The organism is Shewanella sp. 10N.286.52.E4 (assembly GCF_041468785.1).
GTDB lineage: Bacteria > Pseudomonadota > Gammaproteobacteria > Enterobacterales > Shewanellaceae > Shewanella > Shewanella electrodiphila.
Genome location: NZ_JBFRJJ010000007.1, coordinates 128844 through 151973, shown reverse-complemented (window position 1 = coordinate 151973; position 23130 = coordinate 128844). Strand labels below are relative to the sequence as shown.

The window sequence follows — 23130 nt, the reverse complement described above, 5'->3', positions numbered from 1 at the left end:
TCGTGTTGAGTTGGAAATTTAAATGAAAAAAATCCTATCGTTATTACTACTAGTGCCATTGTTATTTGCCTGTACTCCAGACAAGGTTGGCGCAGAGGCGAGTGGTCACAGCCATGCCATACATGAGCATGATCGTTGTCATATGTGCGGCATGATGATCACAAAGTACCCTGGTCCTAAGGGGCAATTGAGCTTAAAAAACGTTGAAGTAAACCCTTCTTTTTGTTCGACACGCGATCTGTTCAGCTTTTTATTACAACCAGAAAATACCCGTCAGGTGAACCAAGTTTGGGTGCATGATATGGCCAAAACAGACTGGGATAATCCCAAAGATGAATTCTTTATTGACGGTAAAACTGCGACATATGTTTATGGCACCAGTCGACAAGCGGTGATGGGCCCGGCTGTAGCCTCATTTAGTACTAAACAAGCAGCGCAAGATTTTGCCCGTGAGTTTGGTGGGGCTGTATTGAAGTTTGACGACATTACCATTGAATTATTAGGCGAGAATATGAGCCATCATTAAGCCTATAAAAACAAAGGTGTTAGCTTGGTAAAGTATTAATGTTTTTAATTTACTGAAAGTCATTAGCTAAGCAAATTCAGATAATTGGTTAGATGAAAGTGAGAAACTCCATGGGTAAATTTGTATTGATTTGGTGGTGGATTATTGGTGTATTTACTGCACCTATTACGCTTGCTGATTCAATGGAAATAGATGTTAATCCACTAGTCAAATCTGTTTTATTGCAAGAGATTATTGACGAAGCAAGTGCCCATGACAGCATTACTTTGAGTAATAAAACTTATCTTGGTAATGCGATTATTAATAAGCCCCTCACATTAATCGGTCATCCCAGGTCAATTATTGATGCTCAAGGTCAAGGTAGCGCCATCACGATTGCCAGTAATGACGTCAATATTAAGCAATTAAATATTCTCAACTGGGGAGACGATCAATATGAACTGAATGCAGGCATATTGATTAATGATGGCATGACTAACATTGTCATCACAGACAATGTACTCACAGGCGATGGTTTTGGCATACGCGCCGATAATACTCAGCATATTGAAATTTCTCACAACCTGATTAGCGGCGATGCTGAACGCTTTGTATTGGATAGAGGCGATGGTATTTATCTAAAACGTGTGGATCATGCTGTTATCAATGGCAATGTTATTAAAGATGTAAGAGATGGCGTGTATCTAGAATCAGGTAAACACAGTTTAGTCACCAATAATCAATTTTCTAAGCAGCAATACGGTATTCATTACATGTATACCGAAGATGACGAAGCCTTTAATAATGCAGCCACAAAAGTCGATGGTGGTTACGCATTAATGAACTCTAAGCGGATTAATCTACATCATAATCAAGTTAATGGTGCTGCGATATTTGGTGTGTTGCTAAACATGACCAATGACTCAGACGTTCATGCCAATCATGTGAATAATATCGTTAATGCAAACCCTAAAATGCCAACGGGCGATGAAGGTAAAAGCATGTTCATTTATGGCGCCCGTGATAACCGTGTTTATAACAATGAATTTGCTAATAGCGAAATTGGTATTTATATGGCGATGGGCGGCGAAGGCAATCAAATATATCGTAACCAGTTTATTAATAATCAAGCTCATGTGAAGTATGTCGGCGATACGATTGTTGAATGGAGTCATAAAGAACAAGGTAATTATTGGAGCGGTTTTATCGGTTGGGATCGAACAGGTGATGGGTTTAGCGAGCAAGCTTATCAGCCAAGCGATCATTTAGATCGTTTGTATTGGCTTTATCCTGAAGCGCATTTTTTATTGAAAAGTCCTGTGGCTTCTTTGCTGCGCTGGACTCAGCAGCAATTTCAAATTATGCCGGAAGCAGGTGTGATGGATAGTTTTCCAATGATGAGTCCGGCTGCAAATTCCAGTATTGGTTATGCCGCTGAACTAGCAGATTATCCATATGTAAATTCAAAAATAGTTTCAACAACTCAGCCTTCTGAGCATTCGTTAAATAAGTAGGTTTTTATGCCAAGAAATTCAGTTATTCAGGTTCAGAACCTCATTAAACAGTACGGTGAATTTACTGCCGTCGATAAGATCAGTTTACAGGTACATGCGGGGGAAACGTTAGCATTGCTAGGGCACAATGGTGCAGGTAAATCTAGCCTGATAAAAATGCTGTTAGGCATAGTAAAACCCACATCGGGCCAAATTACCATGATGGGTAAAACGGTGACTCATGAGAAAGATCGCCGTCAGATCAATCTAGGTTACCTACCTGAAAATATCAGTTTATATGAAAAGCTCACCGGCAAAGAGGTGTTGAATTATTTTGCCGCGTTAAAGCGGATTGATAAATCAAAAGTTCTACAAGTACTGGAAGAGTTTGGCCTTGAGCATGCGCAAGATAATCCGGTTAAAAGCTATTCAAAAGGCATGAAGCAGCGTCTAGGTTTTGCCCAAGCAATATTGTCATCTCCTGATATTTTATTACTTGATGAACCTACAGTTGGACTTGATCCACAGGCCTCACTGTTTATGTATCAAAAGATTGATGAACTCAAACGCCAAGGTTGCGCCATTGTAGTGTGTACCCATGAGTTGGCAGTTGTTGAAGATAATATTGATCGTGCTTTTATTATGGCTAACGGCATGGAATTAGCCTCTGGCTGTGTAGAGACGTTGCGCCAATTAACAGACTTAAAAGTGTTGTTTAAAGGAGAGGAAATTAATCAAGCGATAGCAGAGGATGAGTTTTTAAATACATTGGCTGTGAATAATCAATTATTGATTCATCAGGTAGATAAGCCAAGAGTCATGCAGTATCTCACGCAGCATTGTGGCGTTTATAACTTCTCTATTGAAGAACCTGGTTTAAGTGATATTTATCATCACTGCATGAATAACCGTCAGCAAAACGTTGCTTGAGGAATTATGATGTTTACACCTATTTTAACCATCGCCAGTAAAGAAATTAAAGACAACTTTCGTAATCGTTGGGTGGTGTTTATCGGTCTGATATTAACTAGTTTATCCTTAATAATTTCATTTTCAGGTTCAGTTGTCACGGGTGAGTTAGCTGTTCCAGAGCTGCCAATGTTAATGGCCAGTCTAAGTTCCATTGGAGTATTTATTTTACCATTAACGGCTATTTTGTTGAGTTATGACAGTTTTATTGGTGAAGAAGAGTCTGGTACCTTGCTGTTGCTATTGTCATACCCTTTAAGCCGCAGTCAGATATTATTAGGTAAGTTTGTTGGCCATATCACTGTGCTAGCTTGCACTATTGTATTTTCTTTTGGATTAACAGCTGCACTTATTCATGTGTTTACTGGCACTGAATTGTCATTATTGTTGCCGTTGTTCTGTCATTTAGTGTTTAGCAGTATTTTACTGAGTATGTGCTTTGTATTAGTGGGTTATGTGGTGAGTTTGCAGGTGGCTGAAAAAGCTAAAGCCATTGCTATTTTATTGTTTATTTGGGTAGCGGTTGTATTGGTTTACGACCTTATTTTACTCACACTTATGGTAGCGGAAACTGTGGAGCTTTCTAGTCAACTTTTACAGGTAATGATACTGCTTAATCCAAGTGACATTTTCCGCGCTCTGATGTTAGTTGCTGCCCCTCAACAAGATACTAGCAGTAGTTTATCGTCGTTAGTTCAATTTCCTCTGTCTAACTTGTATATCGCATTAACAATATGGGTTGGGGTAATGATGTTGATTTCACAAAGTTTATTTCATCGAAAAATATTTTAACTGCAATGCTTAATTTTAGAGAATGAAATGGTTATTCATTCACAATGTTAATAGCAGTAATTAACAAAAATATATTTTGAAGTATATCTATATAAGTGTTTGTATTATCTGATTTTAAAATATTTTAAGACTGAGTCGGCAATCACATATTTTTGATAAGATATGAATTATGATTCATGTGATTTCAATTGACTCAATAGTAAAACTTTAGGTGCAGGCAGTGCTAAAAATTACTTCATATTTAACACTCGATACTTCAGCCAAGCAGCTGATTAATCATCTTAATGATGAGAAAACCAGTCTGACTTTTTCTGAAAATGCAGTATTAATTAAACTATTAGATAATAGCGAAGAAATCTGGACAAAAGAGCACCTATTGGCGGAAGGATGGCCTGATAGGGTGGTTGCGCCTACCTCATTAACTCAATGTATTAGTACATTACGCCGTAAATTAGAGCCTTTTTCTGAAATTCATTTAAAAGCTGTCGCAAGACGTGGCTACCAGCTTCATATTGATGAACGCAGTCATGTGAAAATGGTTTCTTTAACTGACTCCGGTACGATTAGAGCTGCTTTTTTAGATGTCAGCGTGATGGTCAAAATTGCTGGAGCGTTATTTGTTATTGGATTAATCATTCTTGCTTGGTATCAATGTGAGTACCATAAAGTCCTAAAAAATACCGCATTTTGGAGCAGCGACAAGCAAGTCGAACTCAATATTGGTGGTGTAAAAGAAAGCGCAACCTTATTATATAAAGATGATACAGATCAGTTGCATGAGTCGAAATGGCAAAAACATATTGCGCCTGAAAGTAATGTTGTGCTTGGACTCAAGGGCTTTAGCGCTTTCGCATTGACCAATGGAAACAATTACTCATTTGCTGCTTGTCCTGGTTATGCATTAGATGATTGTAATGGCGTTGGGATTATCAATATCAATGCGCTATCTCCAGAGCCTGCTGGCTTGAATATGCGTGAATTTGTACCGTTAACTAAAAAAATGGAAGAACGTATTCGATTTAATCGAGTGCTGATCCCAAAAGATAGCGTTGGCAATATTATCGAGCATCATTACCATGCTGACGTGTATTTTCCCGCAGCAGGTGAGAAGCTTATCCGTGGTGATTTTAGTCTCTCACTTGTCTATGACGGTGAAAAGAGTGGCCAAATCTATACTACGACCTGCATCACTGACGAAGATTGCAGCACGACGCCAATTAAATGGAAAACCCGTGGTACGTTTAATCAATATGAACAAACCATTGGCGATTATGAGGTTGACGTTTTCTATAGCAAAATAGCTCAAAAAGAGTTTATTAAGCCAGACTTCGTTACCCCGTCAGCAATGCGCTTTTACCGTGAAATCCGTCGAATGGATATTCAAGAAACCGAATTGATTTTCTTTAGAGTGCATTCCACTGAGAATACCGCTGTATGGATATTCCCTTTTATGGATGGACTTGTAGCTTGGTCTAAATATGAGAAAGTACAATTCTAGCCATTAGTTTAGCGTACTGAATAATTGAGTTTTAGTGCGAAGAAATAATGGGGGTAAACAAAAAGCCGACTAAAATAGTCGGCTTTTTAATGGGTAAATCAATTAGGCTTATTTGATAAATGCGAAGGCATCACCATAAAGGTGAGCTTCATCAACGCCCATTTCACGAAAGACTTCACGTGCTGCACCAACCATATCAAAACGGCCTGCAATGTAGATGTCGTAACCCACTAAGCTGACATAGTCTTGCTTAATTTGCTCAAGCAAATTGGCTTGTTTGCCATTCCAGTTAGCAGGTGCTTCTTCGACAACAGGCACAAACTCTAACCAGTTGTGATCAGCGTGCCATTGACGGGCAATCGCTTGATAGTACATTGCATCTTCAGTGCGGCAGCCCCAATAGAATTGAGTTGCTACTGTTTGACCTAACGCGATTTGATTTTCAATGATGCTTTTGATGTAAGAGAAACCTGTACCACCAGCTACCATAATACGTGGACGTTGGCTTTCAACGCGTAAAAAAGCATTACCTGCTGGGGCTTCAATGTCTATGTATTCATCATTTTTTAGACGCTCTACCACTTGCATTGGGTAGCTTTCAGAAACAGCAGCGCCGATATGCAGCTCAAGCAGTTCTGCATTTGGTGCAGATGCTATTGAGAAAGGACGTTTGTCTTTTTCTCCCATCACGATCGATAAGTATTGCCCAGCTTGGAACTCAAAAGCCGCTTCAGGCTTAAGAAATACCTGAAAAACTGCGTCATTAAACGCGGTGACTTTTTCAACTTTACAGCGAATGGTGTTCATCTAACGTCCTTTGTGACCCTTTCTGAGAAGGGTTATTTTCTTTTTATATGTGGGTTCTAGGTCAAGCTAGTGTGATATAGATCACCATTATAGCGTTGGAGTGTCATCAATACCTAATTCTTCCCAAATATGATCAATCTTTTCTTTCACTTTGGTGTCCATGACTATCGGCGTACCCCATTCTCTGTCAGTTTCACCAGGCCACTTATTAGTGGCATCTAAGCCCATTTTTGAGCCTAATCCAGCCACTGGTGAAGCGAAATCTAAGTAATCGATTGGGGTGTTATCTACCATCACAGTGTCACGGGTTGGGTCCATACGGGTAGTAATAGCCCAAATGACATCTTGCCAATCGCGGCAGTTCACGTCTTCATCTACAATGATGATGAACTTAGTGTACATAAACTGACGTAAGAATGACCAAGCGCCCATCATCACGCGTTTAGCATGACCTGCATATTGCTTACGAATCGAAATCACAGCCATACGGTACGAGCAGCCCTCTGGCGGCAAGTAGAAGTCGATTATTTCAGGGTATTGCTTGCGCAAAATTGGCACGAATACTTCGTTCAGTGCAACCCCGAGCATCGCAGGTTCATCAGGTGGACGACCTGTGTAGGTGCTGTGATAAATAGCATCTTTACGTTGGGTCATATGGGTGACAGTAAAGACTGGGAACTTGTCTGTTTCGTTATAGTAGCCTGTGTGATCACCATAAGGACCTTCTTCAGCCATTTCTTCTGGGTCAATATAACCTTCTAAAATGATTTCGCTGGTAGCGGGGACTTCTAAGTCGCAACTTAATGCTTTACAGACTTCAGTGCGTTCACCGCGCAATAGGCCGGCAAAGGCATACTCACTCATTGAATCTGGTACAGGAGTAACGGCGCCTAGAATGGTCACAGGATCTGCGCCTAGAGCTACAACAACAGGGTAGCGCTCACCTGGGTGTTTTTCTTTAAAATCTTTAAAGTCTAACGCGCCACCACGATGGTCAAGCCAGCGCATAATAAGCTTATTTTTACCGAGTAGTTGCTGGCGATAAATACCTAGGTTTTGGCGTTTCTGACGTGGCCCTTTAGTGATGGTCAGGCCCCATGTTACTAATGGAGCGATATCCCCAGGCCAGCAGTGTTGAACTGGTAATTTGGTTAAATCCACATCGTCACCGGTAATAACCACTTCCTGACATGGAGGGTTACGCACGGTTTTAGGCGGCATGTTCAAGGCTTGCTTGAATTTAGGGATTTTAGCAATCGCGTCTTTAAAGCCACTAGGTGGTTCTGGCTCTTTTAAAAACGCCAGCAATTCACCGACTTCACGCAGCGCTAATGGATCTTCTTTACCCAATGCCATGGCCACACGTTTAGGTGTACCAAACAGGTTAACTAGTACTGGCATGCTGTTATCTGTTGGGTTTTCAAAAAGCAGGGCTGGACCACCAGATCGTAATACACGATCGGCAATTTCTGTCATTTCTAGATTGGGATCAACAGGATAACTAATACGTTTCAGTTCACCGTTGGTTTCTAGGTGATCGATAAAGCTACGTAAATCCTTAAAACTCATGGCTTATTCACTCTATTGTTAATCGCTCTTTGGGGCGCACTATAGCATTTTTATAATATTGGGTTAAGCCAAGATTATTAGTAGGACGGAATTTTGAGGTAAACTGAAATGAGTAAAGTTTGCCCGTTTCTTCATGTGAGTTTTTGTTTGAACCCAATTGTCAGGTAAGTGGGAATGAACTGAAGAAACTAAGGAGTAATAGTATGACTGATAAACATGATGACCGAGAGCTTTTGCACCGTAGGCTTTACGGTTTAATAATACTCACGCCTCTTTTACTAACTGTGTATTCAAGTGCTACTAATGCTGAAGTATATACTCATCATCAGCTCTCTAAAGTGGCTGCAGATGAACATTCGCGGCACGCTACAAGTTATTCGACAGGTAAGCATGTAAACGATCGGTACTCTCGCCATTCAGGATCGTCAGTGAGATGGGGTGTAGGTTATAACAACTATTGGGGCCCAAGCGTTGGTATTGGTTGGAGTAGCGGTTGGAATAATCGATGGCATAACCGCTGGGGCTATAATGGTTGGCGTTCCCCATATCGATACGATTATTATGATCGTTATTACCGTGATCGATATATGAATAATAGACCGCGCAGCAATTACGTTCAAAAAGCGACGCCGATCGAAGCGCCTAAGCGTACTACGACTAGTATTGAATATGCCAAAGGACTGACTCAGCTACCAGAAAATGCGCGAGTAATTCAGCGCGATGGTCAGACTTTTTATCAATGGGATGGTAAAGAGTACTATTTTGATTGGTCTACAGAGCGTTATCTGGCAGTGAGTCAATAAGCTCTTATTCTGCTAATTCTGAACAATATGATCACCAGTACCTGTGACAGTATGTTTTTAACTTAAAAATGGTGAGATGCAGATGTTATTCGAGCTGTCATTAAAAGTACCATTGAATAGAAAGGTAAAAGCCCTAATGAATCCATTTCATTAGGGCTTTTGTTGTTGCATTGTCTTACGACATTTTATCGTTACATATTATTATTTTTATTCCCTGTAACGTACTTCAAAATAGCCGCTGTTGTTTATGGGGGCACAACAGCAATTATTAAGAATGAACTGACAAACTTGCCTGTCATTATATTTTTATTATCCCTTCCCAATCGCTTTCGCTGATGAGAAGTCAAGCAAGTTTGTCGTAGCACTTTACGCTGTGAACCTAACCTTAATTACCACTAGATCCAGCATAATAAATTGACAAGATATGTTGCTAGTTTTAACTCTCGCTGGGGATCGAAAGCTAAACAACTTATCTTGCCGAAACTGCTAATGATTATTGAGTAACTCGCTTAACTTAGTTGTTCAATAAAACATTATAAAATTGACAAGAAGAGTGACTGTTATCAGCTAATCATAACTGCCTAATATTCGCTGGGGGACGAATATTAAAGCCACTTTTCTTGCCTGAACCGCTAATGACATTTTAAGACAAACCACTCATTCATTTGCTCAAATTCTCACTGTAAAATTGACAAGAGAAGTGGCTGTTATTATCTAACTGCTTAACCTTCGATGGGGGACGAAAGCTAAAGCCACTTTTCTTGCCTGAACCGCTATTGAAATTTTAAGACAAACCACTCACTCATTTGCTCAAATTCTCACTGTAAAATTGACAAGAGAAGTGACTGTTATTATCTAACTGCTTAACCTTCGATGGGGGACGAAAGCTAAAGCCACTTTTCTTGCCTGAACCGCTAATGATCTTTTGAGGCAAACCACTTACTCATTTACTCAAATTCTCACTGTAAAATTGACAAGAGAAGTGACTGTTATTATCTAACTGCTTAACCTTCGCTGGGGGACGAAAACTAAAGCCACTTTTCTTGCCTGAACCGCTAATGATCTTTTGAGATAAACCACTCACTCATTTACTCAAATTCTCACTGTAAAATTGACAAGAAGAGTGACTGTTATTATCTAACTGCTTAATCTTCGTTGGGGGACGAAAGCTAAAGCCACTTTTCTTGCCTGAACCGCTAATGATCTTTTGAGACAAACCACTCACTCATTTACTCAAATTCTCACTTTTAAATTGACAAGAAGAGTGACTGTTATTATCTAACTGCTTAACCTTCGATGGGGGCGAAAGCTAAAGCCACTATTCTTGCCGGAACTGCTAATGAACCAATATTTTTATTGTGTTCACTTATTTATATTCATTACTGGCTACGAACTAATTACTATTGATTGCAACCAGTTGCTGGTTTAGTTGAGACAGCTTACGTTGTAAGTTCGCTATTTCAGCAGTGATGGCACTTTTGTTCATGGTGGCGCTTTTGTTCATGGTGGCACTTTTGTTCATAGTAGCGCTAAGTCTCTGGTCTTTCTTTCTCACCCATTGATAAATGGTTTTAGCAGACACACTGTACTGTTTTGCAACATCCGAAATTAACCGGTTTTGCTGTTGAACTTCCATGATCACTTGCTGTTTAAGCTCGGTTGTATAAGTTCTGTTTATTGCTGTCATAACACTACCTACTACTTAACTTGATGCTGTTACTATTCGTATTCAATTTATTACTTAAGCCGATAACTCTATGACTTGATATTGTTATCCACATCCCAACAGCTAAAACCAAGATGATGAAAAAAGTTCCATTGGTATTGGCATTGCTCAAAGATAACTTTTAGATGCTCCATGTTTTTCTCCTTTATCATATTTTGTGTCTTCACTGTTGCTCCAAATGGGTCTTTTGGGGTGAAATTGGTCAAATATCAAACTACCCCTAAGGTGGTATATATCTATATGGAATACTTGTGCCAATTTTGTGATAAATATTTTTTCATTTAAAAACAGTAGTTTAATTTTTTAAAGTGATAACTCTAAAATATAAGGTCGCCCCTTATTGGTGCAAAATGTCTGATCTGGTGCAAAGTTGCGTGTAATTGGTAAAGAATAATAACCAGTGTTGTCAGCAAGGATTTTACCTTAAGTTTGTGTCAGAAATTTGATCGTCTAGCTAAGAAGGTAAATTAGCAATATAAGCGGGAACAGTGGTTCTAGATTTCATTGATAAATTATATAAAAGTTACAAAAATGACTGCTTTAAGTGCTTATAAATCATAGGTATAGCTAAGTAGGTTTGTATGAATTAATGTCTGAAGTTGTTATGTGAAATCTGCGTTTGAGAGTTTGAACTTTAAGATAGCCAATATGTATAGAGTAAAAGGCTCGTAAACTGCAGGGGTTTGGCTGTTTATATTATTCATTAGCTTAGGATAGATGTTCTAGCCTCGTATGATGAGGCTAGCGATGGTGGGATTTTTTACTTACACTTTTATATTAAGTAACTGATTACATGAGGAATATTGTTGCAAGCCCTAAGAATGCAAATAAGCCAATCACATCAGTGACGGTTGTCAGTACCATGCCACCTGCAAGTGCTGGATCGATGTTGAGTTTTTTAAGTATCAACGGGATACTTGCACCAGCCAAGCCTGCGACAGTCATATTGATTAGCATGGCCCCGCCAATTAAGCCGCCTAATGCCATGTCATCTTTCCAGAGCCATACCGCAAAAAATACCAGTACAGACCACATGATCCCGTTAAGGAAACCAATGGCTAATTCTTTACCGATAAGCCAACGGGAGTTACTTTGACCAATATGGCCTAGCGCAATACCACGTATAACCAGCGCTAATGTTTGGTTACCCGCAACACCGCCCATACTTGGCACAATGGTCATTAAAATAGCAATGGTGGCAAACTGCTCTAAGGTGCCTTCAAACATGTTACTTACTGATGCAGCAAGTAACGCAGCAAATAAGTTAATCGTGAGCCATAGAGAGCGTCTGAAGGTACTTTTCATGACGGGGCCGAAGGTATCTTCGTCATCATCCATACCAGCCATCCCCATCATGGAGTGTTCGGCGTCTTCACGAATAACATCCACCACGTCATCAATGGTGATACGACCTAACAGCTTTTGTTCTTCATCTACGACAGGGGCTGAAATCCAGTCATGGCGTTCGAATAATTGCGCGACTTCATTATCAGGCATTGCCACAGGGATACTTTCAAGCTCAGGATCCATAATGGTTCGGATCGTTTCGCTCGGATTACAAGTGAGCAAGTCGGCTAAGCGAACTCCGCCCAATACATGATCGTTTCGATCAACGACATACAAGGTATCTGTCGTATCGGGTAAATTCCCGCGCTGGCGAAGGTAGCGTAATACTACATCAATATTAACGTCTGGTCTGAGGGTGACGGTATCGGTGTTCATGATACTGCCAGCGGTGTCGTCAGGGTATAACAATGCTTGCTCTACACGGTGACGATCTTGGCTGCTCATTGATTGCAGTACTTTTTTATATACTGCATCAGGAAGGCTTCTTAAGATATAGGCTAAGTCATCGGTATCCATGCCAGAGGTAGCTTGCGCAACTTTTTCGGGTGTCATACCGCTGATGAGCGAATCTTTAAGTTCTTCACCAAGATCTTCTAAAATATCACCCGCTTGCTCTTGGTCAATGAGTTGCCATAGAACTTGACGAGTTTTAGGTGGAGAAGATTCAAGGATGAGGGCGACATCTGATGCTGCCATATCATGGAGCATGTTTCTAACATGGACAAACATACCGCTGCCCAAAGCTTGAGTCAGCTGATTTAGGCGCTGTTCGGTAAGCTCGCTGTCGATTACTTCGATACTCATTCGCCACTCCTCAAAAATTCGATTGCCAATATTAACTTAACAGGGTGGAAAGGGAGAAGCAGTTTCTAAGCGTCGTCAAGTTACTGCATAAAAATTAAGCGCTTTATTGATTTTTGTTTGACTTTAAACAGTATAGCGAACAAAACAAACTTGAAGGGAATTAACTGGAGAAAGGGTAGGAATAATTATAAATAGAGAGTTTGTATACCGTTGGGGTTGACTGAGGCAATTGAGATTACAACGGGTTTGATATCAACACTGGTGATTAATGTCGAGATTAGCTTTCTTCATCAAACTTGTCATTGATCAATTTACATACCGCATCTAAAGCGAGTTGAGCATCAGCGCCTTGTGCTTTGACGGTGATGACTTTACCTATGCCACTTTCTAGCATTAATAAGCCTAATACACTGGCAGCGCTAGCCTGCTTTTCACCTTGAATGAGGGTTATGCTTGCTTCAAACTCAGTGGCTAGTATGGCCAGTTTAGTGGCAGCTCTTGCATGGAGTCCAAGTTTGTTACTGATGGTGATATCTTTCGAGATACTCAATTCAGTTGTCACAGTTTGAGTTCTCTATGGCGGGCACTGACTTGATGCTTAGTATTAGAAAAGCGTTTTGTTAGTTGATCGGCAATATAAACTGAGCGGTGCTGACCACCAGTACAACCAATCGCGATCGTTAGGTAGCTACGGTTGTTACGCTCAAGGTGTGGCATCCAAGTTTCGAACAAGTTTTCAATTTGCCAAATGAATTTATTCACCAAAGGCTGTCTACCTAAGAATTCCTGCACGGGTAAATCGAGACCTGTTAGAGGTCGTAACTCAGTTTCCCAATGAGGATTTGGTAAAAAGCGTACATCAAACATAAAGTCAGCTTCAGTAGGCATACCATGTTTGAAACCAAAAGATTCAAAGTGGATCACTAATTCTTTATCAATGCTACCCATTAAGATTTGTCTGACTTGATCGCTTAAGTCATAAATCGTTAGCTGTGAAGTATCAATGTAGTGATCGACCATTTTAGCGATAGGCTCGAGTAAACGGCCTTCTAATTGAATCGCTTCTTGCAGTGAAATTTGGTTTTTTGACAGAGGGTGTAAACGGCGGGTTTCACTGTAGCGCTTTAACAGCACTTGATCATTAGAATTTAAAAATAGACTAATGATGGTCGTATCGTCAGAAAGTAAGGCTATCTGCTCTTCTAGCACTTTGCCTTGCTCTTCAATATTACGAACGTCGACGCTAATCGCGACAAGGTCGTTATTGCCTTTGAGCTGTTCAAGTAAACTACCAATAAGTGGTAAAGGTAGGTTATCAACACAGTAATAACCTAAATCTTCTAATACCCTTAGTGCTACTGATTTACCTGAGCCTGATCGTCCTGATACGATGACAAGTTTCATGCAGTTATAACCTGATAAAGTTCTGTAGCGTCATGACTCTTTCGAAGTCGCTTAAGGATTAATTTATCGCTCAGTTTTTCAGCCATACTCGACAGCGTACTTAAATGCTGTTGGCATTGATCAGAAGGAACTAACAGCGCAAATAATATATCCACGGGTTTCTTGTCGATAGCATCAAACTCAATGCCTTCTTCACACTTGATCAAAATTGCTATCGGTTCTTCGATATCAGTTAATCGACCATGAGGAATCGCAATGCCATTTCCTATACCTGTACTACCCATTTTTTCACGGGCTATTAAACTTTCAAAAATAGCCTGTGAAGATAGGGTTGGGTACTGGGCAGCCATTAAATCGCTGATAAGTTCCAGTACTTTTTTCTTACTGCCCGGCGTGGCGCAGGTAGTGCACGCCGGCTGCAGAATGGTGCGAAGTTCCATCGTTAGTGTTTAATTAACTTCTCTTTGTGTTTAATTACCTGACGATCTAATTTGTCGATCAGGGCGTCAATTGCAACATACATATCAGCGTTCTGTGATACCGCAAAAACTTCACCTCCTTTGAGGTGTAATTTTGCCTCTGCAATTTGTTGCAGCTTTTGAACATTGAGCACAACGTGAACATTATTGATCTGTTCGAAGTGTCGTTCAAGCTTTGAAAACTTAGTTTGTACATACTCACGTAAAGATTGAGTAATTTCCACATGGTGCCCAGTCAGGTTAATTTGCATATATCATCCTCCAATAACAAAGGCTTATAGGCTTTTGCGTTGGTTTGAGGGAGGGATGAGCATTGCTTCACGATATTTGGCGATCGTACGCCGAGCAACATTGATCCCTTGTTCTGCCAATAGCGTCGCCATTTTACTATCGCTAAGTGGCTTTTGCTGGTTTTCTGCCGCAACAAGCTTTTTAATAAATGCGCGAATTGCAGTAGAAGAACACTCTCCGCCATCATCAGTACTCACATGGCTTGAAAAGAAATATTTTAGTTCAAAAAGTCCCCTAGGGGTGTGCATATACTTTTGTGTCGTGACACGCGAAATGGTTGATTCATGCATTTCAACGGCTTCAGCAATGTCATTAAGTACCATTGGCTTCATTGCTTCTTCGCCAAACTCAAAAAAGCCTTGTTGAAATTGCACAATACAATTAGCCACTTTTAATAAGGTTTCATTGCGGCTTTCAATACTTTTGATAAACCATTTTGCTTCTTGCAAATGACCACGGATAAATTGGCTGTCTGATTGGTTTGCTGAGCCTTTTGCCATTGCTGCATATTGCTGATTCACACCAATTTTTGGCATGTTATCTGGATTTAACTCAACGACCCAACGGCCACTCTTTTTAAACACTGTCACATCTGGAATGACATATTCATCTTTAATAGGAGTGATCTGTAACCCTGGACGTGGGTTAAGCGTTTGAATAAATTGAATCGCTTCGCGTAAATCATCTTCTTTAAGCTTGGTTTTACGCATTAATAATCTAAAGTCGCGGCCTGCAATTAAGTCTAGGTGTTCTGCAATCAGTAGCTTAACGTTATCGATACAAGGTATTTCACTAGGGTATTGGCCCAGCTGAATCATCAAGCATTCGCTTAAATCTCTTGCTGCAACGCCTACAGGATCAAAATGCTGTACTCGTTTGAGTACAGCTTCAACTTCATCGAGTTCAATATCTTCTAGGCCTAAAGCTTGCAATATGTCTTCAGTTGTTTGGGTTAAGTAACCACGTTCATCAACGGCATCGATAATCGCCGTAGCAATTACCAGATCGTTTTCAGAAAAAGGGGTGAGATTTTTTTGCCACTCTAAATGCTCATATAAGCCTTCTGTGGTTTCACCCTGAAAAGGCATATCGTCATCACGAGCCACTGCGCCAGAACCTGAACTTGGTGATGCTGTGTAAACTTCATCCCATGTGGTATCCATTGGTAATTCGTCTGGCATGGATTCTTTGGTTAACGATTCAGTGGTGTCTACGGTTGAGGTGTCTTTTTCAACAGTCACTTGGCTGTTATCACTAAAATCAGTATCGGTTTGCTGGGCGTTTTCTTTTACAGGTTCTTTTGCTTTAGCAAACTCATCTTCGAGCTCAAGGAGTGGATTTGAGTCAAGTGCTTGTTGAATTTCTTGCTGTAGCTCCAATGAGGAAAGTTGCAATAAGCGAATGGCTTGTTGCAACTGTGGGGTCATAGTCAGGTGTTGACCCATTTTGAGTTGGAGTGAGGCTTTCATTTACCGCTTATCCCTAATTGAGTTTCATCATCGCGACTAACAATTGTGTGGGTCTAGCACCTTTTTAAACTGCTTCTAGGCTTAAGCTGAACCTTGGCTTAAGTTCAGTCTAGAACATTGCACTAAAAAGTGGGACTGATACTGGTCGCGACATGCCATATTGTGCACTAAAGAATGCTAACTATAGCTTGAATTGCTCACCTAAGTATACTGACCTGACTTGCTGATTGTCTAAGATTTCAGCAGGCGTGCCTTCTGCAATTAAATCACCGTGGCTAACAATATACGCGCGCTCACATACATCAAGCGTTTCACGAACATTATGGTCGGTAATGAGTACTCCAAGTCCACGATTTTTTAGTTGTTGAATAATTTTCTTGATATCTATCACAGAGATAGGGTCGACACCAGCAAAGGGCTCATCTAGCAGAATGAACTTAGGGTTTGCCGCTAATGCGCGTGCGATTTCAACACGTCGACGTTCACCACCCGATAATGCCATACCTTGGCTATCGCGAATGTGAGTAATATTAAACTCTTCTAATAAGTGCTCTAACTCTTCGATGCGCTGCTCAGTCGTTAAACTTTTGCGGGTTTGCAACACCGCCATAATATTATCGTGTACGGTTAACTTGCGAAAAATGCTGGCTTCTTGCGGTAAATAACCAATGCCTTTGCGTGCACGCAGGTGCATTGGATCTGCCGTGAGATCATCTGAATCAATTAATATGCGGCCTTTATCACTTTTAACTAAGCCAACGACCATATAAAAGGTGGTGGTTTTACCTGCACCATTTGGCCCTAATAGCCCAACAATTTGCCCAGTTTTAACGGTAAGACTGACATTTTTGACCACTTGGCGACTTTTGTAGCTTTTAGCCAAGTTTTCAGCTGTTAAGGTAATTTGGGTCATTATTGAGTTTGCTCTAGCGCTGGTGTTTCAGGTAATGCATCTGAAGCTGGTTGCTCATCACTTGATGCAGGTTTAGCTATTGCAGGTGTTTCAGCTTCAGTTGCTGCTGCCGAATCCAAACCATTTTCAGTGTTTTCGATAGCGGCATCAGATTGATTTTCAATTAACTTCTCAGCTGTTTCTTCAGGTGCTTGCTCTGTGACTTCTTCTGTTGAAACAGGCTCAGATGAGGCGCTATCTGGTTGCTCTGAAGTGTCTTTCGATTCATTTAAATCAGGATAGTTTTCAGGCTGGAAAATTGTGATGACTCGGTCTTTTCCGTCGCCAGTACTTTCAGCGATCAATTGCTGTTTTTCAATATTATAACTGATGAGGTTACCGGTAACTTGGCTACCTGCTTGATCAAGTTTAGCGTTACCTTTTAAGGTTAAAATACTGCTGGCTAGCTCATATCTGATTTCATTGGCACTGGCTGTACCAATACGACCATCATCTAACTCTTGCGAGAATGTAGCCGGATTACCGGTGGCAACCATGGTTTTTTGACCGCCAGACTCTTCACTAAATGCGCGCAATTCATCTGCATTAATGTTAATCGTGCCTTGGGTGACGTTAACAGGGCCAAAGAAAATAACTTGGTTATTTTTAATGTCTGCTTTTTGGCTCACAGCTGCGACTTTTAGCTCTTGTTGTAGATCGCCTTCTTTAGCGTTAACGCCAGTCATTCCAATTAGGCTTATTCCAACTAGGCTCAACTTTACAAAATGTTGTAGTGAGACAGTAAGGTTATTACTTTGCTTCATACGTTCCTTCTACTTGACTTAAAAGCTCTAATTCTTCGGCATTTAAATCAGCGTAAAGGCCTAAGCCTTGTATATTAAAATCTTGACCTGTGACATATATTTGTCTGTCAGACGTCATGATCATAGTGTTCAAATCGAGAGCCAACATAGTGGTTGTCAAAGATTGTACTGGTTCATTGATGTTTATTGCATCAATAATAACATTATTTTGTAGCACTACTTTGCCAGTTTCTTTATTAAGCTTGCCTAAATCAGCAGTTAATTGCCACTCAGCTTCACCATTTTCTGGATAGACAAGATAAACAGGTTCAGTGAACAAGGTTTCATTTGTTTGCTGAAAATGTTCCATGTGTTTTGCTGATACACGACTTTGGACTAAGCCTTGCTCGTTAAATTCAGTACTACGTAAGTCATTAGCTATAAACTCAGGACGAGCAGGATCAGGCAGCTTTGATGCTTCCATCTGGCTGCGCTTGACTTGGACTTGCCAATATAAAATCAGTGCAGCGCCAAAGAAGGCTAAAATGGCCAATGTGGTGCGGCTCATATACTCATTCCATGGGCCGATTCAAATTTGTCTTGGCTAACCAATAGCAGATCAGTTAATTCGCGTAGTGCCCCATTGCCGCCATTTATACTAGTAATCATTTGGCAGTGACGTTTTACAAAAGGGTGACCGTCTGCCACACAAACCGCAAGACCCACTTCTTTCATGACGGGTAAGTCGACCATGTCATCACCGATATAGGCGACTTCATCAGGTTTGACATTATAAATGCTCAGCAAGTCTTTAAACGGGGTAAGTTTATCATCCACGCCTTGATAGATATGGCTGACGCCAAGAGCTGTCATTCTATTTTCTACAATGGCAGATTTACGGCCTGTGATCACAGCGACTTGAATACCACTAGTTAAAATTGAGCGGACGCCATAACCATCTCGAGTATGAAATGCTTTGAGTTCTTCACCTGCATTACTTAAGTAGATGCGGCCATCGGAAAAAACGCCGTCAACATCGCAGATAAGCAGTTTGATTTTTTTAGCGCGCTGCCAAATGTCATCACTGACAGGGCCATATAAGCCTTGATGAACTTGTGTTTCAGACATATTAAATGACTCCTGCTTTAACCATATCGAGCATGTTTAGTGCGCCAACAGGTTGTTGATTGTTATCAACCACGATTAAGCCGTTAATGCTTTTTTCATCCATAATTTGCAATGCTTGTGCAGCCAAAATATCGGCACTGATGGTAATACAGTTTGGTGTCATGACATCGGCAATGGCTGTGGTACGTAAATTCTTTTCTGCATCAATCACGCGGCGTAAATCCCCGTCAGTAAATATACCCACAAGTTGACCGCCATCATCAGTCACAGCAGTCATACCTAAACCTTTATTTGAAATTTCATATAAGGACTCAGTGATACAGACACTGCTGTTAACTATAGGTACATCAGCACCTTGATGCATAACATCTGACACTTTTAACAGTAATTTACGGCCTAAAGAGCCGCCTGGGTGAGATAAAGCGAAATCATCACGAGTAAAGCCCCTTGCTTGAAGCAAAGCGACAGCTAGTGCATCGCCCATGACCAATGTTGCCGTTGTGCTTGAAGTGGGGGCGAGTCCTAACGGACAAGCCTCTTCTGGTACTTCAATACAAAGATGCAATTTCGATAAGCGCGCCATATTCGAGTCAGGTTTCCCTGTAACCGCGATAACCGGTACGCCCATTCTTTGAATTACTGGTAGCAAAGTGAGAATTTCGCTTGATTCACCAGAATTTGAAATTGCTAAGACGATATCATTTTTAGCCAAAGCCCCTAAATCGCCATGGCTTGCTTCACCTGGGTGAACAAAAAACGCTGGTGTGCCTGTACTGGCGAGAGTGGCTGAAATCTTGTTACCAATATGGCCCGATTTTCCCATACCCATGACAATGACTTTGCCTTTACATTGCAAAATAAGTTCACAAGCTTGGCCAAACTCATCGGAATCAACATATTGATAGAGGTTATCTAATGCCGTTTTCTCGATATCAATGACCTGACGGCCCCATTGGCGCAATTGTTTCTGATCTATCATAGGTCTCTCGCTCTGTTCTAACACTAATTAAACATTAGCATTAGTGAGATAAAAGTCTTTATGCCCCGTTATTGAGATTGAAATAAGACAATCTGGTACGCAATAAAGACGACTAATAAAATGACGCCATGCCAGCGAGTTAGCTGCTTTTTGGCACCACTGGATAAAACGAGTACTGCTAATGCGGCACTGGTACCCAGCACCATATAAAAATCTCGGCTACTTGCTTGCGCATCAATCTCACCTGGAGCGATGAGCCCAGGAATAGCCAATACTGCTAAAATATTAAATAAGTTCGATCCGACAATGTTACCAATGGCGAGATCGTCTTCTTTCTTCAACACCCCAGCAATACATGCAGCAAGCTCAGGTAAACTGGTACCCACTGCAATAATGGTCAATCCGATGACTAAGTCGGAAAGCCCAAATGTCTTGGCAATGCCTACAGCACCAGTCACCATCCAATCGGCAGAAAGCGGCAGTAGGATCATGCCCACAATGATCCAGATAATAGCATGTAATGTGGGTACATTTTTAGGGATCTCTGCATCAGATTCGTCAGATAACGGATCTATTTGCTTATTTCTCATGGCTTGCCAAATGAAATAGCCCATTAATCCAAAAAATGCGACTAATAAAACACCGCCTTCAAAACGAGTTAGCATGCCGTCATGGATGAGGTAACCGGCTAAAACAGTCGCTGCTAGCATTAGCGGTATTTCTCTTTTGAGTGTTTGAGAACTCACTGAAATAGCACCAAGTAGGGCGGTAATACCAAGAATTAAGGTGATGTTAGCAACGTTTGAGCCCAGCACATTACCTACGGCTGTATTGCTCATGCCTTCCATTGATGCTGTGGCTGCGACAAACATTTCGGGTGCTGAACTTCCCATTGCAACAATGGTTAAACCAATCAGCATTGGCGGCAGTCCAAGGTTACGAGCGAAAGCGGCTGCGCCATATACGAAGCGATCTGCGCTCCAAACTAATACGCCTAGGCCAGCGATTAGCATCAAGATATTAAAAAGCATGTTTGTCCAAAAAAAGTGTTGATAGCTATATTTGTGCAGAATTTTAACAAAAATATGAGCAGATGCGATAATTGTTGTGGATTGTAACTCATGGTGATTGATTTGTTGTAGGTTCTTACACAATTTCGTACAATTCAGATCTACATCTTGCGGGCCAGGAAGGCTATTATTTCCTCTATGTCAGATTCAAGTTCATTACAAAATACATCCCCTTTGGTTGAAATTCGTCATATGAAATTCAATCGTGGTTCACGTGTCATCTTTGATGATATTTGTTTGAACATTCCTAAGGGAAAAGTTACCGCAATTATGGGCCCCAGCGGCATCGGTAAAACGACGCTCCTTAAATTAATTGGTGGTCAATTAACCCCAGACAGCGGTGAAGTAATATTCAGTGGTGAAAATATTCACCAACTCAAACGTCAGCAATTATTTGAGCTGCGTAAACGCATGAGCATGCTATTTCAAAGTGGTGCCTTATTCACCGACATGAATGTATTTGATAATGTGGCTTTTGCATTACGTGAGCATTCTGGTTTACCTGAAAGCATTATTCGTAAAGTGGTGATGATGAAGTTGCAAGCGGTGGGATTACGAGGCGCAGCTCAGATGAACCCTAATGAGTTATCAGGTGGTATGCAAAGGCGAGCAGCGTTAGCGAGAGCGATTGCCTTAGAGCCTGAAATGATCCTTTATGATGAGCCATTTGCTGGGCAAGATCCTATTTCAATGGGGATGCTGGTGAAATTAATCGGTGAGCTATCCAGTACCTTAAAACTCACTTCTGTCGTTGTTTCCCATGATGTTGACGCTGTTCTGAGCATTGCTGATTACGTGTACGTGATTGCTGAAAAGAAAGTGATTGCCTCAGGGACTCCCGACGAGCTTAGAGCATCAAATAACCCTCAAATTGAACAGTTTATTAATGGCCGACCAGACGGGCCTGTGCCTTTTCATTTCCCCGCTGAAGATTACCAACAGGAGATGCTAAATGGGCGTAGTTAGTCGTGTGGCGGACTTAGGCCGAGTTGCATTGGATGTTTTAGCAGGGCTAGGCCGTGCAGGCTTAATGCTTTGGGGTGCGATTATCAATGTGCCTAATATCAGTAAAGGTTTGCCATTAGTGGTTAAGCAAATTTATGTGCTTGGTGTGCGCTCAATGGTGATAATCATCGTATCAGGCTTATTTATTGGTATGGTTTTGGCGCTTCAAGGTTATACCGTTTTAGCTGATTTTGGCACTGTTGAAAGTTTAGGCCCGATGGTTGCGCTGAGTTTACTGCGTGAACTTGGCCCTGTCGTGACGGCATTATTATTTGCGGGACGTGCAGGTTCAGCATTAACCGCAGAAATAGGCTTAATGAAATCCACTGAGCAATTATCTAGCTTAGAGATGATGGCTATCGATCCATTAAGGCAAGTGATTGCGCCGCGTTTTTGGGCAGGGGTGATAAGTGTACCTTTATTAACAATGATGTTCTGCCTCGTTGGTATTTTAGGTGGTCATCTTGTTGGGGTTGAATGGAAAGGCATCGATAGCGGGTCTTTTTGGTCAATACTGCAAGCATCTATCGAATGGCGCCAAGATATTGTGAATTGTTTGATTAAAAGTGCTCTATTTGGCGTGGTAGTAACTTGGATTGCTTTGTACCGCGGGTATGAGGTCACGCCAAACCCAGAAGGGATAAGTAAGGCAACCACTTCGACAGTGGTGCAAGCAAGTTTAGCGGTACTCGCACTCGACTTTTTGCTTACAGCAATCATGTTTGGTCAGTAACAAATTTCGCATTCATTAATTAAGTGGTTGAAGCATATGTTGACAAGGAAAGTAGAATTATTCGTTGGGCTCTTTTTACTAACAGGGTTGTTGGCATTTTGTGTATTGGTGTTTAACGTTGCCAATGTGGAACTAAAGTCGAGTAAAGAGACCTATACTTTAAGAGCTGAGTTTAACAATATCGGCGGTTTAAAGGTGCGTTCACCTGTGAAGGTTGGCGGTGTTGTCGTTGGCCGAGTCTCGAAAATTACACTGGATAATAAGAAGCTGGTGCCCGTAGTTGCCTTAACCATGGATAAAGAGTTTAATCAGTTCCCTGAAACGAGTAGCTTATCAATTTTAACGTCAGGGTTATTAGGTGAGCAATTTTTAGGGCTGACCCCAGGCTTTATGGACGATGACATAGAAATGTTAGCAGATGGGGATAGAGTGCATGACACTCGCTCTGCATTGATTTTAGAGGATTTAATTGGGCAGTTATTATATAGCGTTTCTTCAAAGGACAATTAGGAGAGAAGTATGAGCCAAGTCTTTAAACGTATTTTGCAAACTATGGTGTTGTTA

Annotated in this window: 23 protein-coding genes and 1 pseudogene; 9 read left to right on the top strand and 15 right to left on the bottom strand. The window is 41.0% G+C overall.

Going from position 1 to position 23130, the window contains the following annotated elements:
• Positions 1-22: 22 nt before the first annotated feature.
• From AB4153_RS04575 to AB4153_RS04555, 5 genes are all read left to right on the top strand, one after another.
• Positions 23-526 carry a nitrous oxide reductase accessory protein NosL gene (locus AB4153_RS04575; RefSeq protein ID WP_102528042.1) on the top strand — a complete coding sequence of 168 codons (504 nt, stop codon included), beginning with the start codon at positions 23-25 and terminating at the stop codon, positions 524-526.
• 110 nt (positions 527-636) lie between these two features.
• Positions 637-2019 (top strand): nitrous oxide reductase family maturation protein NosD, encoded by a 1383-nt coding sequence (nosD, locus tag AB4153_RS04570; protein WP_371996511.1) that lies wholly within the window; start codon positions 637-639, stop codon positions 2017-2019.
• Positions 2020-2025: 6 nt separating this feature from the next.
• Entirely contained in the window at positions 2026-2928 is a 903-nt protein-coding gene (locus tag AB4153_RS04565; protein WP_102528040.1) for an ABC transporter ATP-binding protein, read from the top strand.
• A gap of 9 nt (positions 2929-2937) precedes the next feature.
• On the top strand, positions 2938-3759 hold the full coding sequence (locus AB4153_RS04560) for an ABC transporter permease (protein WP_102528039.1): 822 nt from the start codon (positions 2938-2940) through the stop codon (positions 3757-3759).
• Positions 3760-3979: 220 nt separating this feature from the next.
• On the top strand, positions 3980-5257 hold the full coding sequence (locus tag AB4153_RS04555) for a winged helix-turn-helix domain-containing protein (protein ID WP_248957033.1): 1278 nt from the start codon (positions 3980-3982) through the stop codon (positions 5255-5257).
• Between the two features lie 108 nt (positions 5258-5365).
• On the opposite strand, the gene fre is transcribed toward AB4153_RS04555, so the two are convergent.
• Together fre and ubiD are read right to left on the bottom strand one after the other, a co-directional pair.
• The gene (fre, locus tag AB4153_RS04550; RefSeq protein ID WP_102528037.1) at positions 5366-6064 is read right to left on the bottom strand and encodes an NAD(P)H-flavin reductase; all 699 of its coding nucleotides are present in this window, start codon (positions 6062-6064) and stop codon (positions 5366-5368) included.
• Between the two features lie 87 nt (positions 6065-6151).
• The gene (gene ubiD / locus AB4153_RS04545) at positions 6152-7633 is read right to left on the bottom strand and encodes a 4-hydroxy-3-polyprenylbenzoate decarboxylase (RefSeq protein ID WP_303517009.1); all 1482 of its coding nucleotides are present in this window, start codon (positions 7631-7633) and stop codon (positions 6152-6154) included.
• 203 nt (positions 7634-7836) lie between these two features.
• Here ubiD and AB4153_RS04540 point away from each other — a divergent pair, with 203 nt between their 5' ends.
• Positions 7837-8436 carry a hypothetical protein gene (locus AB4153_RS04540; protein WP_102528035.1) on the top strand — a complete coding sequence of 200 codons (600 nt, stop codon included), beginning with the start codon at positions 7837-7839 and terminating at the stop codon, positions 8434-8436.
• A 1393-nt stretch (positions 8437-9829) separates the two neighbouring features.
• Here the strand turns inward: AB4153_RS04540 and AB4153_RS04535 are convergent.
• The 13 genes and pseudogenes from AB4153_RS04535 to AB4153_RS04475 all read right to left on the bottom strand — a co-directional run bounded on the left by AB4153_RS04535 (position 9830) and on the right by AB4153_RS04475 (position 20789).
• Entirely contained in the window at positions 9830-10123 is a 294-nt protein-coding gene (locus tag AB4153_RS04535; protein WP_371996508.1) for a transposase, read from the bottom strand.
• An 828-nt stretch (positions 10124-10951) separates the two neighbouring features.
• Positions 10952-12313 (bottom strand): magnesium transporter, encoded by a 1362-nt coding sequence (gene mgtE, locus AB4153_RS04530; protein WP_102528033.1) that lies wholly within the window; start codon positions 12311-12313, stop codon positions 10952-10954.
• A 277-nt stretch (positions 12314-12590) separates the two neighbouring features.
• Positions 12591-12863 carry an HPr family phosphocarrier protein gene (locus AB4153_RS04525; RefSeq protein WP_102528050.1) on the bottom strand — a complete coding sequence of 91 codons (273 nt, stop codon included), beginning with the start codon at positions 12861-12863 and terminating at the stop codon, positions 12591-12593.
• Between the two features lie 8 nt (positions 12864-12871).
• Complete coding sequence (rapZ, locus tag AB4153_RS04520; protein WP_248955659.1) at positions 12872-13717, bottom strand: RNase adapter RapZ; 846 nt, start codon at positions 13715-13717, stop codon at positions 12872-12874.
• Positions 13714-14157 (bottom strand): PTS IIA-like nitrogen regulatory protein PtsN, encoded by a 444-nt coding sequence (gene ptsN / locus AB4153_RS04515; protein ID WP_102528031.1) that lies wholly within the window; start codon positions 14155-14157, stop codon positions 13714-13716. The genes rapZ and ptsN overlap by 4 nt, the downstream gene beginning before the upstream one ends.
• A gap of 2 nt (positions 14158-14159) precedes the next feature.
• Entirely contained in the window at positions 14160-14447 is a 288-nt protein-coding gene (hpf, locus tag AB4153_RS04510) for a ribosome hibernation promoting factor (RefSeq protein WP_102528030.1), read from the bottom strand.
• Positions 14448-14471: 24 nt separating this feature from the next.
• Positions 14472-15956, bottom strand: coding sequence for an RNA polymerase factor sigma-54 (locus tag AB4153_RS04505; RefSeq protein WP_248955658.1), 1485 nt, complete (start codon positions 15954-15956; stop codon positions 14472-14474).
• Between the two features lie 181 nt (positions 15957-16137).
• Positions 16138-16869 (bottom strand): LPS export ABC transporter ATP-binding protein, encoded by a 732-nt coding sequence (lptB, locus tag AB4153_RS04500; RefSeq protein WP_102528028.1) that lies wholly within the window; start codon positions 16867-16869, stop codon positions 16138-16140.
• Between the two features lie 272 nt (positions 16870-17141).
• Positions 17142-17594, bottom strand: a pseudogene (lptA, locus tag AB4153_RS04495) (lipopolysaccharide transport periplasmic protein LptA); the annotation flags it as partial.
• 64 nt (positions 17595-17658) lie between these two features.
• Positions 17659-18219 (bottom strand): LPS export ABC transporter periplasmic protein LptC, encoded by a 561-nt coding sequence (gene lptC / locus AB4153_RS04490; protein ID WP_102528026.1) that lies wholly within the window; start codon positions 18217-18219, stop codon positions 17659-17661.
• On the bottom strand, positions 18216-18779 hold the full coding sequence (kdsC, locus tag AB4153_RS04485; RefSeq protein ID WP_102528025.1) for a 3-deoxy-manno-octulosonate-8-phosphatase KdsC: 564 nt from the start codon (positions 18777-18779) through the stop codon (positions 18216-18218). The genes lptC and kdsC overlap by 4 nt, the downstream gene beginning before the upstream one ends.
• Before the next feature lies 1 nt (position 18780).
• A complete protein-coding gene (locus AB4153_RS04480) occupies positions 18781-19758 on the bottom strand; it encodes a KpsF/GutQ family sugar-phosphate isomerase (protein WP_102528024.1) in 978 nt (325 codons plus the stop codon).
• Positions 19759-19826: 68 nt separating this feature from the next.
• Positions 19827-20789, bottom strand: coding sequence for a calcium/sodium antiporter (locus AB4153_RS04475; protein WP_371996506.1), 963 nt, complete (start codon positions 20787-20789; stop codon positions 19827-19829).
• A 177-nt stretch (positions 20790-20966) separates the two neighbouring features.
• Here AB4153_RS04475 and mlaF point away from each other — a divergent pair, with 177 nt between their 5' ends.
• Genes mlaF through mlaD form a run of 3 tightly spaced genes read left to right on the top strand, consistent with a single transcriptional unit; the run spans position 20967 to position 23076 of the window.
• Positions 20967-21794 carry a phospholipid ABC transporter ATP-binding protein MlaF gene (mlaF, locus tag AB4153_RS04470; protein ID WP_371996505.1) on the top strand — a complete coding sequence of 276 codons (828 nt, stop codon included), beginning with the start codon at positions 20967-20969 and terminating at the stop codon, positions 21792-21794.
• The gene (mlaE, locus tag AB4153_RS04465) at positions 21781-22566 is read left to right on the top strand and encodes a lipid asymmetry maintenance ABC transporter permease subunit MlaE (protein WP_102528021.1); all 786 of its coding nucleotides are present in this window, start codon (positions 21781-21783) and stop codon (positions 22564-22566) included. Before mlaF ends, mlaE begins: the two co-directional genes overlap by 14 nt.
• A 36-nt stretch (positions 22567-22602) precedes the next feature.
• Entirely contained in the window at positions 22603-23076 is a 474-nt protein-coding gene (mlaD, locus tag AB4153_RS04460; RefSeq protein ID WP_371996504.1) for an outer membrane lipid asymmetry maintenance protein MlaD, read from the top strand.
• Positions 23077-23130: the final 54 nt, after the last annotated feature.